Genomic DNA, 12,313 nt, shown 5'->3' with positions numbered 1-12,313 from the left:
TTTTTTAGCTTATCTAAAAATATTTTCTATAGCCGCTTGGACATTAACCTTTAAAGAAGTCTTTGTATAATTAGTCTGATCCATAGACGTAGCACCATAAATACAAATATAGTTTTCTATACTATCGATATAATCTATATCATAAGGAGTTAGAGCAGCTATATTTATAGTCTGTTTTGGTTTGATAGATGTAAGATAGCTATATCTATCACTATGCTCTTTTAAGCTAGCTGATATTAATATGATTAAGCTAGCATTTTCAATGTCATTTTCTAGATTATTATCATTAATATTTTTGGTTGTTATTTTGATATCTAAATCTAATTGAGAGATGATTTTCTGCAATTTTACATAAAAGTCATTAAGTCTTTCATTATCAGAATCTATAATCAATATGCTGTCTGATTCTTTTAATCGGAAAGGTATAATGCCACTATTTTTTATAATGGTAGTACTTTGCTTAGCGATTTCTAAAGCTATTTTTTGATGTTCTAGAGAATTAACAGTTTTATTAGCTATTTTAATTTGTTCTTCTATCGTGGTTGTAAACAGTAAGCTTTTATCTAAGTTATGCTCTTTTTTGAAAGTTGAAACCTTATCATAAGCATTGTCAATGATTTGAGCAAAAGTTTGGTTACTTATATATTCTTTTTCTAGTTCTACAAATAATTCTTCAAGTTTATAAATATCGTTTTCTGACCAAACTCTAACTGGCATAAGTACTACATCAATTCCAGCTAATATCGCTAGCTTAGTTGCCTCAAGACTACCTAAATGTGTAGCAATAGCCTTCATATCCATAGCATCTGATACAACTAAGCCTTTAAAACCTAGTTTTTCTTTTAAGAATTTAGTGATTATCTTGTGAGATAGAGTTGCTGGAATACCAATTTCTTCACCAGTTGATATGGATTTATAAGTTGAACTATCCAAAGCAGGCATACTAATGTGAGCAGACATAACCATACTATATTCATTAGCTAATTCTTTAAAAGGTAATAATTCAACTTTCTCTAATTCATTTAAGCTTTTATCAATATCAACACTTCCCAAATGACTATCTGTGGCTGTATCACCGTGTCCTGGAAAATGCTTAACACAATCTATAGTTTTTGAATCTTTTAAACCTTTAATAGCATTTTTAGCATATTCAATTACTGTGTTAGGATTATCAGAATATGAGCGCACCCCAATAATAGGATTATTCTTATTTGAGTTAACATCTATGACAGGAGCAAAGTTCGTATTAATTCCTAGAGAAAATAACTCATCACCAATAACTTTTGACATTCTATAAGCATTCGTAGGGTTATCAGTAGCAGCTAATGCCATATTGCCACAACCGCTAGTACCTTGTTTAACCCTATTAACTCGACCACCTTCTTGGTCTATACCAAAAAATAGCGGGGTATTTATATTGGCTTGTAACTCTCTAAGTAGAAAGATCGTTTGCTCATTACTTTTAATATTTTCTTTAAAGAGAATAAAACCACCAAGATTATAATCTTTAAAAAGATTGTTGATAGTATCATTTGATTTAGTAAATGGTACTGACTTTTGATTTGAATCTTCACCCCAATAGCGAAAATCCATCATAATTAGTTGACCAAGTTTTTTTCTAATAGAAATAGACATTTAGAATAAAAGTGAATCTATATTAGGATTAATATAGCATAGATTGATGGAGTTTTTACATTCCCCAGCCGTGAGATACAAGAAGTTTTTGACCAGTTAAAGCATTTGTTTTAAATCCAGCTAAGAATATAGCAGTATCTGAAATATCTTGAACAGTTGTAAATTCACCATCAACCGTGCCACCAAGCATTACATTTTTAACAACTTCTTCTTCAGAAATACCTAGCTCTTTTGCTTGCTCTGGAATTTGTTTTTCAACTAATGGAGTTAGTACAAAACCTGGACCAATTAAGTTAGATGAAATGTTGTGTTCAGCACCTTCTTTAGCAAGAGCTCTTACAAAGCCAACTTGAGCGTGTTTTGCAGCAACATAAGCAGCTTTATTTTTAGAGGCAAGGACAGAGTGAACAGAACCTACAACTATAATTCTTCCTCCAGTTTTTAAATCTATCATATGTCTCATAGCAGCTTGAGTTACAAGAAGAGTACCTGTCATATGGATATCAAATAATTTTTTCCAAGCAGAAACTTTGAAATCAACTATTGATGAAATTATTTGAATCCCTGCATTATTGATAACTGTATCAATACGACCAAATTTCTCAACTGTTGCATCAACACCAGCGTTTACTTGATCTTCATTTGTTACATCCATTTGTACAGCTAGAGTTTCTACATTATGCTTATCTGCTAGCTCTTTAGCTACTTGTTGTGACTTTTCAAGATCTAAATCTGCAATTACAACTTTTGCACCTTGTTTAGCAAACTCATTTGCCATACCTAAACCAAGACCAGAGGCAGCACCTGTTATTAAAGTTACTTTATTTTTTACTGACATTTTTAAAGACTTCCTATAGGATAAATATTTCTGCTCTATATTATATATCAATACCAAACTCAATTAGATATTAAATTACATAATTTAAGGATAAATTGTTTGAATTAGAGATATAATACTTATCATAATTAGATTCAAAAAATTAATACGTGTTAAGATATATTTGTTTTAGAAAAAGCAGTGTGATTTTAGCTTTTTCAGCTATGTTAAGTATAGGGTTATTTACAGCTATACAAGTTGTGTTTGACCCACAAAATATTTATGGATTATTTGCAGCATTAGGCTGTTTTGTTGCAACTTTACATCAGGTTTCTATACGTGATCATACTCTTAAGTTTAAAATATATGCAGGGACTGCCTTTTCATCATTAATGAGCATAGCTATTGTTTTAGGCGGATACTATTCACATAACTTAATAGTTAGCTCATTAATACTTTTAATATTTTCATTTTTAGTAGGATATACAGCCAAATCTGATTTGGTTTTTGCTAATGGAATCTTATTTATTGCTGATATGTATGTTATTGGTACTGGCTTTAATTCTACTCTATCTATGTCTATTATAATTGGTAGTTTTGCATTTATTGGCGGGATAGCATTTCTCTTTGTATTAGTGTTTCTTATAAAGAAATTTGATACAGATAAGAATAAAAATAATATTCAAAAATCAATAAAAATTATACCTGATAAAGAATCAACGCTTTATGCAATAAGCTTATCACTAGGTTTAATAATTGGTAACTTTATTTCTATCTATTTTGATATAGAGATAGGCTATTGGATACCTATGACAGTATTGTTAATATTTAAACCTGATATTATTCGTTCATCAACAGCAATTAAACATAGACTTATAGGTACAGTTATTGGTTCAATATTTGCAATTCCTTTAGCTATATATGTGTTTAATCCATATATTATTTGGATTATTTTATTTATAACAACATTTCTTACTATTTGTTGTATTATCAAACATTATGGTAGCTATGTGTTTTTTCTGACAATATTTATTGCATTGTTATTAAAGCTTGCTCATATGTCTGGCTATGATATAAGTGTATCAAGGCTAGCTTATACTTTAATAGGTATAGTTATAGTAGCTACTGTTATAGTTGGATCTAGATATCTAGAAAGAAAAATATAAAAGAATTAGTTATATAGGTTCGTGTTATTTTAAATAATCAAAGACTACTTCGCCAAAGCCAAGAGTCACATCAGCAATAAAGTGAGAACCTTTAACTATTTCTTTAACTGGTAAATGATGAAGAGCAGCTTGTACATGATTAAACACTTGTAAATCAACAGGGCCAGTCCAAGCTCCTTTGACAGTCACATCTTTTACATGATATTTTACAAGCTCACAAATACTAACATCTTTACCATTTACATGAGGAATTGTTTTAAGTAAGTAGTTTGGAGTTTCTTCAAGAGCTTTTCTTACAGCTTCTTTATCTAGCTCTTCATACTTATAACCCATTGTTCCGTATGCAACATCAATACTATTGTATTTAACTGTACCTAGTAGAGTATCAGAATCTACAGTTAAAGTAGGGTGAGCATACTTTTTAGGGAATCCCCATATTTCACGACCAGCTGCAATTGATGGTAAATTATCTAAAAGCATAATATGTGAATAAAGACCTTTTTTACCATCAAGTTCAACTTCTATAAGTTGGCCCGCTTCATTAAAGCTACCAAAACCATTAGCATCATGCATTTTCATAAACTCAAATTTTACAAGACCTGTTGGTTTTAAAGGTTCTGGTACAAATTTCTTTAGAATTTCAATGTCTGCAATATAGTCAATTATAAAATATTCTCTATTAGTGAATTTATAAGCAATTCTATTTGCTGTTGGTGAACAAAGTGGCATTGAAAAAACATTTTTCTTTACATCTTCTATTTTCATTTTTTCTCCTATATATGATTACGAATATTATTATAAGTAAAAAAAATCCTTTAGTAACTATAAATAGTATTTATTTAAGTAAAAAATATTTCATATATAAATTGTCGATTTAGGTATGTATACTAACTTGGTATAGTCTGAAAAAAATTACATTATATGACTAAGAAAGTGATATCACTTATTAAGATATCTTATGGAAATATCCTTGAATGGTATGATTTTTCATTATATATTTACTTTGCTACATTTATATCTTTGAACTTTTTTCCATCAGAGAATCATCAATTATCATTATTATTAACATTTTCAGTATTTTTTATTGGAACATTTATTCGACCATTTGGTGCTTTAATCATGGGATATTTAGCAGATATATTTTCTTATGCTTATGTTGTAAATATGTGTACGATAGCAATGGGGATATCTACTATATTTATAGGCTTGATTCCAAGTTATTCTGATATTGGTATAGTAGCACCTATCTTATTAATTTTGTTTAGGATTATCCAAGGATTATCAGTAGGAGGGCAGTTCCCTACATTAATAACATTAGGTGTTAGTGATTCAAAGATGAAACCTGGGCTGTCAGTAGGGGTAATTTTTGCGATATCTTCAGCAGGATTTTTGTTGGCATCAATTGTTGGAGCAATTTCAGAGGTAATCTTTAAACATCATGATCAGCTTATTTGGAGAGTTCCGTTCATACTGAGTGGTTTACTCTTTGTTACTTATTTATATATCAATAGAAATGAGGAATATATACATCAACCACCGAAGCATAGAAATAATATTAAGCTTTTAACTGCATTAATTAGCCAATATCGACAGATAATAATTGTTTCATTAATTACGTGCATGTGTGCCTCGTTATATTACATGGTATTTACGTATTTAGTTAATTATCAAGTTGAGTATCAAAGAATCCCTGAGAATAGAGCTTTATTTTTAAATAGCATAATATTGTTTTTTGCATGTATATTTTATCCTTCATTTGGTTATATTGCAGATAAGTATGGTTATATGAAGGTTTTTTTATATAGCTTTAGTATTTTTGGTTATTTTGTTTTATCCATTGATAATGTTACTGGAGGCTAATGATTTAATTGTAAGTTTTTTAGCTATTTTCTGTTTTAGTATAATTATGGCAGCTATACAAGGGGCGGTATCTCCATTTTTTTCATTGGTTTTTGATCAAGAATGGCGAGCTACAGGATGCGCGATTAGCTATAGTATTGGTAATGGGATTAGTGGAGCAGCACCTTTGATAGCAAGTATATTTACTGCTAAATATGGCATTTCTGGATTAGCTATATATACATTAATACTAGTTTTTGCTGGTGTTTTAGGTGCTATTGGGATATATAGAACTATGGCTGCAAATAAGACTGTAAAATTATAAAACTATTTTATTTATTTTTAGTTTCGAAATATTCTTTATCAGCAATATATATCGTCTTCATGGCTCTTGCATAAATAATATCTGAATCAATATTAGTATATTCAACAGCTAGCTCAATAGTAGTTCTATTTTTTGTTTTAATCTTTTCTTTGATATCATATATTTGATCGTGAGTAAGTAAAAATCTAGCATATACATTATTATAAATAGGTCTTAAATATTCAATTTTAGCAGCTAAATCCCAAACAACATACTTTTCACCTAATATATAAATAAATTGTAAAGGATAAATAGGATCTAAAGATGAGTAGATAGCACCACCAAAACCAGATTTATGATAGTTCATAGTGTTTTCATTAAGATTAAACCTTGTATGAACTTCTAGTAGATCATCTGAGACAAATACTATTTCACCACCAGTTGCAACAAATGCAGGTAGTTCATTAAATCTCTTAATAATTTGTTCAGACTTTATTCCTGGCTTTTTATCTGTCTTAAAAACTGGTTTCATAGGATATTGATATTTATTAGTTAATTTATCTTATCTTTCATTAATGAATTTTATAGCTTTATCTAGAGCAGTTTTAGCATTTTGTAGAGGACTCATTCCAATTAACCCCATAAATCCATGATACATTTCATCATCATAATGTGTTTCTACAAACACTCCTTGATCTTTAAGTTTTTTCTCATAAGCATATATTCCATCAATCAAAATATCATGAGTTGCTGCAATTATAAGCGTATCGGGCTGTTGAGTATTTTCATAAAATAAAGGAGATATTCGAGGCTTTTTTAGATTCTCATGATTAGACATGATTTCATCACCAAGATATCCATCAAGAAACATATTACACCATTCTTTAGTAAGGTGATACTTATACTCATCAAACTTTTTATTACTTGCATAATTAGTATATTTATCTACTGAAGGGTAGACTAATATCTGTGCCTTTGGCATATTTTTTTGTCTTTCATGACAGATAATAGTTACAAGATTGCCTCCAGCGCTATCACCCATTACAAAAATATTGTCTGGAGAAATATTATATTGTTTTGCATTATTATATAACCAATCATAAGCAAATAAAGCATGATTAACAGCTGCTGGAAACCTATGCTCAGGTGCTAACCCATACTCTAGTGAAAAAATATTTATATTTCCTTGATCGCATAGATATCTACACACATGATCATATGTGTTTATTGAACTTAAACACCAACCGCCACCATGAATAAATAGAACTGATTTGTCAGTAGCTGCATTTTTAGGTTGATAATGTCTAAGTATAGTGTCATTTTCTAGTTTGATATCATTTTCGTTGATATCTGGTTTAGGAATTCTATTTATTTGTTCTACAGATAGTTTTCCAAAAATTTCTCTCTGTTCTCTAAGATCAAGTTTCTTTATTCTTCTAATTTCTGGTGTATCAAGCATTGCTTCTAAACTAGGATGGTATGGCATTTTGCTTCCTTATTAAATTTTATGTACACGAATTATTTCAATATCTCTTTTGATTAGTTTTTCAGAAAGGTTTTTTGTGGCTAAATCTCGTTGTGCAATATTTGCATTTTTCTCTAAACCTAACACAGAGATTTTACGAGAATGACCAACAAGAGTCTTTAAGGAAAGTCTTTCTTTTAGTTTCTCAATATTCGCTAACAAATGTATAGCTGTATCTTTTTGTTTACTAAAACCAAATCCAACATCAAAATAAATATCTGATTGCTTAATACCTTCTGTTAGCATAATAGCTTTTTTGGAGTCAATATAATCACAAACCTCATCTATAGCATTATTTTTTTCTAAATATTCACTTCTAGATTCTATGCCTAGATTATGAGTTATTACATATTTCTTATTATATTTTGCAATTAATTTAGCTTTTTGTTGAATGTCATTACATTCAACATCATTTATCATCCAAATAATATCATTATACTTGTCCAGTACTTTTTGCATAACCTCAAGTTTGCGAGTGTCGATACTTATTAATGGTTTATATTTTAAGCTTGGTAGTTGGCTTTTTAGGTACTCTAGAAAACTATCTAATCTAATAAATTCTTCATCTACAGATATCGATGTAGCGTCAGGTTTAGTTGACTCTGCTCCAATATCTATAATTTCTGCGCCAGACTCTATAAGCTCAAAGAGATTAGATTTTCTTGTAGTATCATCAAAATGACCATCTGAAAAAGACTGATCTGATAAATTTACAATACCCATACGCATAGTACTTGATAATGTTTGCTTAAGCTTATGTATTCCTCCAAGCTCCTTCAACCTAGTATGTAAATCAATATCTGCATGTTTAGGATGATGCCAGCTTCTATCAAGCTCAAGTAATGGAGCTAAAGCAAAACTTCTATGTACAAGTTCTTTATGTGGGATAGTTAATAATTCAGAATCTAAAATATAATCTTCTGCAGCTAATATATCTAAATCAATAACTCTAGGCGACCAAATAGGAGCATCTAAATCTCTACCAATATTTTTTTCAATATCTTTTAAAATTTTCAAAAGTTCTTCTGGGTCTAGTGGTGAATTGATTTTTACAGCTGAATTTATAAAGTTAATATCCCAATCCTCAGGAGAATCTTCTTTGAGTATAGCTTTGCTACTGTAAAGGCTAGCTTTCTTTAAAACTTTGATATCAGGATTATTATCTAGAGCATTTATTGCTAGATGGATATTCTCAAGTACAAAGCCTATATTTGCTCCAATTCCAATAATATATTGCATACTAACTCCTAATAATAAAAGAGGCTGACTCTATTTGTGAAACAGGAGGGGACTTGATAAGTTTCAGATATTTAACTTTTACATCTTGGTGAGTATCTTGTATAAATAGAAAAATTTGCTTAGCTAAGTACTCTATAAGGTTACAACTAATATCATCACAGAATTTTTGGATATTATTTCTCAAAGTATAGTAACAAATTGTTTCTTCAAGATTATCTGTATCACTTGCGGAATAGTCTTGGTTAAATTCTAATTCAAGATCAATTTTAACCATTTGTTTTTGAGTTCTTTCTTCTTCTGAGCAACCCAAGCTTACATATATTTCAAGAGATTTTAAAAATAAAGATTGTTGCATACGCAATGATTTTTAGAAGTTTTATATTTTGTATAAATATAACATATATGCTTAGGCTTTTTGTGGTTTTATATAGAAACTTAAGAGATTTGCGATAAGTAATAGAAGTAAAAATAGCCCATAAGCTATTTTATAGCTAGTAAAGGTAGAAAAATCATAAAAAACCAATGTTTCTTGAATATGGGCAGCTAAAGGGTTAATAATGCTATTTAGAATATATTCAACAAGAAATAGTACTGACAAAATACTAACAAGATAAGTTTGGTTACGTTTATTTGCAGTATCAAATGCAATACCTGTAAAACCAAAGCCAAAACCAAAAAATATAGCTGCTGTTGTTAATATATAAATATTTGTAATATTAGTATAAAAAATAGTAACTAATGAAATTGTCGCCAATGTTGAGAATAGGAATATATGTTTTCTTCGCAGTAACTGAGTAGCAATTATTACTCCAACTAAAATTGATGCAATACCTGATGATAATGATGCGATACTATTACCTATTAAGCCTGCTTGTTCAGTATTTGGTAGTTTAGTGTTAAGCAATATAGTATTGCCCCAATAACCTATAGTGTTAAAAAATACACAAGTAAAAAAGCTAGTATAAATTATTGTAAAAACTATTTGTCTATCAGTAAATATACTTTTTACCCCCTTAAAGTAATCACTAAAAGACTTAATGTTACCAGTTTTAGGAATGCTACCATATTTAAATCTGCTAACTGAATAAACTAACAAAATTAGGAATATTATAATGGCAAGAGTTAATACTATATAACTATAGCTATATCTTTGGACAGCATAGTTTAAAGGAGCTCCTGACATAGATACTGCAAAAGAACCAAAAAAGTAAATGAAACCAGTAGCAACAGCAAACAGTCTTTTGCTAAGAATGATACTTGTAAGCCGATATGCACTCATCATTGCAAAAGCTGTACCTATACCAATTATAAAGCGAGAAGATAATAAAGTAGTGGAATTTACTGGAAATGCAAATAATACAGTGCCAACAAAAACTATTCCCATAGCAAACATTACAGGTATATCGATACCATATCTATCTACAAGCATTCCTACAGGGATTTTCATTATTAGCATAGCCATACTGTACATAGAAATAGCCCAAGCAATATCTACTCCAGAAAAACCATATTCTGATTTTAAAGGAATAGAAAAGGCAGATAATGAAGTATTTATCATTCGAGTATACATATAGAATGCTACTGTGCTTATCCATATAAAAATTAAAAAAATTTTTTTTTGCATATTTTTGGTCTCTTAATATTAAAAAGGTACTGGATATTTTCTTCTGACTTTTTCAATATCAGCTAAGACTTCATCAGATAATTCAAGGTTTATAGCATCTATATTTGTTTTTAGTTGTTTTATGCTTGTAGCACCAATAATACTAGAGCTCATATAAGGTTTCCTAATAGTAAATGCTAATGCCATTTGACAAATATCTAGGTTATGTTTTTGAGCTATTCTTAGATATTCAAGCGTGACTTCATCTTTAACGGCAAGTCTATATGCAAGCATATCTTTTAAATTTTGATTAGATAAAAACTTATTTGACATTCGAGATTCAATAGGACGTTGGTTTTTTATATACTTTCCTGAGATTACTCCCATATTCAATGGAGACCAAGCAAGGTATGAAATATCCTCAAGAGCACATGTTTCCATAATATCTGTTTCGTCTCGACGACGGTGTAAATTGTATTCGTTTTGAAGACTTTGAATACGAGGTAGATTATATTTTTCAGCAATAGTTATAAATTGGTTGACTCCCCAAACAGAATCATTTGAAAGACCTATATATTTGATTTTTCCAGCTTTTACTAGTTCATCACAAGTCTGTAATGTTTCAAAAATATTTTCAATAATTTGAGATTTAGACTCACTTGTTGCTGGTTTAAAATTCCACCAGAGATTAAAATGGTAATGAGGCCTATTTGTTGGCCAATGAAATTGATACAAATCTATATAATCAGTTTTTAAACGCTTGAGGCTACCATCTACAGCTTCTAAGATATTTTCTCTACTTATAATAGGTTTATTTCTTATATATCCAACAGGAGAACATTTTGAAGCTAATATTATGCTATCTCTTTTTTTTGACTGCTGAAACCAATTGCCAATTATCTCTTCAGTCTTACCATAAGTCTCTGGAGTTCTAGGAAAAGCATACATTTCAGCAGTATCCCAAAAATTTACTCCTTGGGATAAAGCATACTCCATTTGTTCAAAACTTTCAGTCTGAGTATTCTGCTGACCCCAAGTCATAGTTCCAAGACAAATTCTACTAATGCTTAAATTTGTATTACCAAGTTTTGTATATTTCATAATTTATTATATTTAAAAAGGTACTGGATACTTTCTTCTGACTTTTTCAATATCAGCTAAAACTTCATCAGATAACTTAAGATTTATAGCATCTATATTTGTTTTTAGCTGATCCATAGTTGTAGCTCCAATAATACTACAGCTCATATATGGTTTTCTAATTGTGAATGCTATAGCCATTTGACAAATATCTAGGTTATGTTTCTTTGCTACTTCAATATATTCTGTAACAGCATTATCATTCGTTGCAAACCTAAAGCCATAGCGATCCTCTTGTCCATCCAAAATCTCAGGAGACATTCTAGTGCCAGCAGGACGAGCTCCATTGCGATATTTACCAGTAATCACTCCCTGTTCAAGAGGTGACCATGCTAAATAAGATATATCTTCAAGAGCACATGTCTCCATCACATCAGTTTCATCTCTGCGTCTATTTAGATTATATTCATGTTGAATACTAGCTAAACGTGGTAGATTATATTTTTCTGACAGTTTTATAAACTGATTGATTCCCCATGCAGAATCATTTGAAAGACCAATATATTTAATTTTTCCAGCTTTTACTAATTCATCACAAGTTATAAGAGTCTCATAAATATTTTCTACTATTTGTTCTTTGTTATTGTGACCTACAGAAGGCTCAAAATCCCACCAGTTACCAAAATGGTAATGTGGTCTATTTGTTGGCCAATGAAATTGATACAAATCAATATAGTCTGTTTGCAAACGTTTTAGACTATTATTCACAGCATCTATTATAGTTGCTTTATTTGTTACTGGATTTTCTTCATTTCTAGCCCAAGGCATTGGAGAGAACTTCGTTGCTAAAATTACATCTTGGCGTTTTTTAGAAGCTTTGAACCAATTTCCAATTATTTCTTCTGTTTTGCCATAAGTTTTTGCAGTAGGGGGGATTGCATACATTTCAGCAGTATCCCAAAAGTTTACACCTTTAGAAAGTGCATAATTCATTTGCTCAAAACCTTCTGCTTGTGTATTTTGTCTACCCCAAGTCATAGTTCCAAGACATATCCTACTGATATCTATATTAGTTTTACCTAGTTTTGTATATTGCATGTGTTGA

The 12,313-nt window shown here is 30.0% G+C and carries 13 protein-coding genes; 3 read left to right on the top strand and 10 right to left on the bottom strand.

Going from position 1 to position 12,313, the window contains the following annotated elements; genetic code table 11:
• Window positions 1-9 precede the first annotated feature (9 nt).
• Window positions 10-1,635 carry a glycoside hydrolase family 3 protein gene (locus QI37_RS01315; RefSeq protein ID WP_052399115.1) on the bottom strand — a complete coding sequence of 542 codons (1,626 nt, stop codon included), beginning with the start codon at window positions 1,633-1,635 and terminating at the stop codon, window positions 10-12.
• A 55-nt stretch (window positions 1,636-1,690) separates the two neighbouring features.
• Entirely contained in the window at window positions 1,691-2,473 is a 783-nt protein-coding gene (locus tag QI37_RS01310; protein ID WP_040007832.1) for a 3-hydroxybutyrate dehydrogenase, read from the bottom strand.
• Between the two features lie 182 nt (window positions 2,474-2,655).
• Here QI37_RS01310 and QI37_RS01305 point away from each other — a divergent pair, with 182 nt between their 5' ends.
• Window positions 2,656-3,618 carry an FUSC family protein gene (locus tag QI37_RS01305; protein ID WP_235261388.1) on the top strand — a complete coding sequence of 321 codons (963 nt, stop codon included), beginning with the start codon at window positions 2,656-2,658 and terminating at the stop codon, window positions 3,616-3,618.
• A gap of 24 nt (window positions 3,619-3,642) precedes the next feature.
• On the opposite strand, the gene QI37_RS01300 is transcribed toward QI37_RS01305, so the two are convergent.
• Window positions 3,643-4,383, bottom strand: coding sequence for an acetoacetate decarboxylase (locus QI37_RS01300; RefSeq protein ID WP_040007828.1), 741 nt, complete (start codon window positions 4,381-4,383; stop codon window positions 3,643-3,645).
• A 156-nt stretch (window positions 4,384-4,539) separates the two neighbouring features.
• On the opposite strand from QI37_RS01300, the gene QI37_RS09840 reads away from it, so the two are divergent.
• Together QI37_RS09840 and QI37_RS01290 are read left to right on the top strand one after the other, a co-directional pair.
• Entirely contained in the window at window positions 4,540-5,478 is a 939-nt protein-coding gene (locus QI37_RS09840; RefSeq protein WP_052399114.1) for an MFS transporter, read from the top strand.
• Window positions 5,479-5,524: 46 nt separating this feature from the next.
• A complete protein-coding gene (locus QI37_RS01290) occupies window positions 5,525-5,782 on the top strand; it encodes an MHS family MFS transporter (protein WP_144242684.1) in 258 nt (85 codons plus the stop codon).
• A gap of 7 nt (window positions 5,783-5,789) precedes the next feature.
• Here the strand turns inward: QI37_RS01290 and QI37_RS01285 are convergent, their stop codons facing one another.
• From QI37_RS01285 to QI37_RS01255, 7 genes are read right to left on the bottom strand one after another with little or no spacing between them, the layout of a single operon-like run.
• Complete coding sequence (locus tag QI37_RS01285) at window positions 5,790-6,293, bottom strand: PaaI family thioesterase (protein ID WP_040007824.1); 504 nt, start codon at window positions 6,291-6,293, stop codon at window positions 5,790-5,792.
• Window positions 6,294-6,323: 30 nt separating this feature from the next.
• Window positions 6,324-7,247 carry an alpha/beta hydrolase gene (bioJ, locus tag QI37_RS01280; RefSeq protein ID WP_040007821.1) on the bottom strand — a complete coding sequence of 308 codons (924 nt, stop codon included), beginning with the start codon at window positions 7,245-7,247 and terminating at the stop codon, window positions 6,324-6,326.
• 12 nt (window positions 7,248-7,259) lie between these two features.
• Window positions 7,260-8,525 (bottom strand): dihydropteroate synthase, encoded by a 1,266-nt coding sequence (gene folP, locus QI37_RS01275; protein ID WP_040007820.1) that lies wholly within the window; start codon window positions 8,523-8,525, stop codon window positions 7,260-7,262.
• A 1-nt stretch (window position 8,526) separates the two neighbouring features.
• Window positions 8,527-8,880, bottom strand: a complete 354-nt coding sequence (locus tag QI37_RS01270) for a dihydroneopterin aldolase (protein WP_040007818.1) — start codon at window positions 8,878-8,880, stop codon at window positions 8,527-8,529.
• 51 nt (window positions 8,881-8,931) lie between these two features.
• Window positions 8,932-10,149: an MFS transporter gene (locus QI37_RS01265; protein WP_200883201.1), complete on the bottom strand. Its 1,218-nt coding sequence runs from the start codon at window positions 10,147-10,149 to the stop codon at window positions 8,932-8,934.
• 18 nt (window positions 10,150-10,167) lie between these two features.
• Complete coding sequence (locus QI37_RS01260) at window positions 10,168-11,229, bottom strand: aldo/keto reductase (RefSeq protein ID WP_040007816.1); 1,062 nt, start codon at window positions 11,227-11,229, stop codon at window positions 10,168-10,170.
• 12 nt (window positions 11,230-11,241) lie between these two features.
• Window positions 11,242-12,306, bottom strand: coding sequence for an aldo/keto reductase (locus tag QI37_RS01255; protein ID WP_040007814.1), 1,065 nt, complete (start codon window positions 12,304-12,306; stop codon window positions 11,242-11,244).
• Between the last annotated feature and the right edge of the window lie 7 nt (window positions 12,307-12,313).

The organism is Candidatus Francisella endociliophora (assembly GCF_000764555.1).
Taxonomy (GTDB): domain Bacteria; phylum Pseudomonadota; class Gammaproteobacteria; order Francisellales; family Francisellaceae; genus Francisella; species Francisella endociliophora.
This window is presented reverse-complemented; position numbering and strand designations above follow the sequence as displayed.

Coding starts and splice junctions, on each gene's coding strand:
- QI37_RS09840 (WP_052399114.1), top strand. CDS start 4,540: ATGACTAAGAAAGTGATATCACTTATTAAGATATCTTATGGAAATATC.
- QI37_RS01255 (WP_040007814.1), bottom strand. CDS start 12,306: ATGCAATATACAAAACTAGGTAAAACTAATATAGATATCAGTAGGATA.
- QI37_RS01265 (WP_200883201.1), bottom strand. CDS start 10,149: ATGCAAAAAAAAATTTTTTTAATTTTTATATGGATAAGCACAGTAGCA.
- folP (WP_040007820.1), bottom strand. CDS start 8,525: ATGCAATATATTATTGGAATTGGAGCAAATATAGGCTTTGTACTTGAG.
- bioJ (WP_040007821.1), bottom strand. CDS start 7,247: ATGCCATACCATCCTAGTTTAGAAGCAATGCTTGATACACCAGAAATT.
- QI37_RS01300 (WP_040007828.1), bottom strand. CDS start 4,383: ATGAAAATAGAAGATGTAAAGAAAAATGTTTTTTCAATGCCACTTTGT.
- QI37_RS01260 (WP_040007816.1), bottom strand. CDS start 11,229: ATGAAATATACAAAACTTGGTAATACAAATTTAAGCATTAGTAGAATT.
- QI37_RS01310 (WP_040007832.1), bottom strand. CDS start 2,473: ATGTCAGTAAAAAATAAAGTAACTTTAATAACAGGTGCTGCCTCTGGT.
- QI37_RS01270 (WP_040007818.1), bottom strand. CDS start 8,880: ATGCAACAATCTTTATTTTTAAAATCTCTTGAAATATATGTAAGCTTG.
- QI37_RS01290 (WP_144242684.1), top strand. CDS start 5,525: ATGGCAGCTATACAAGGGGCGGTATCTCCATTTTTTTCATTGGTTTTT.
- QI37_RS01285 (WP_040007824.1), bottom strand. CDS start 6,293: ATGAAACCAGTTTTTAAGACAGATAAAAAGCCAGGAATAAAGTCTGAA.
- QI37_RS01315 (WP_052399115.1), bottom strand. CDS start 1,635: ATGTCTATTTCTATTAGAAAAAAACTTGGTCAACTAATTATGATGGAT.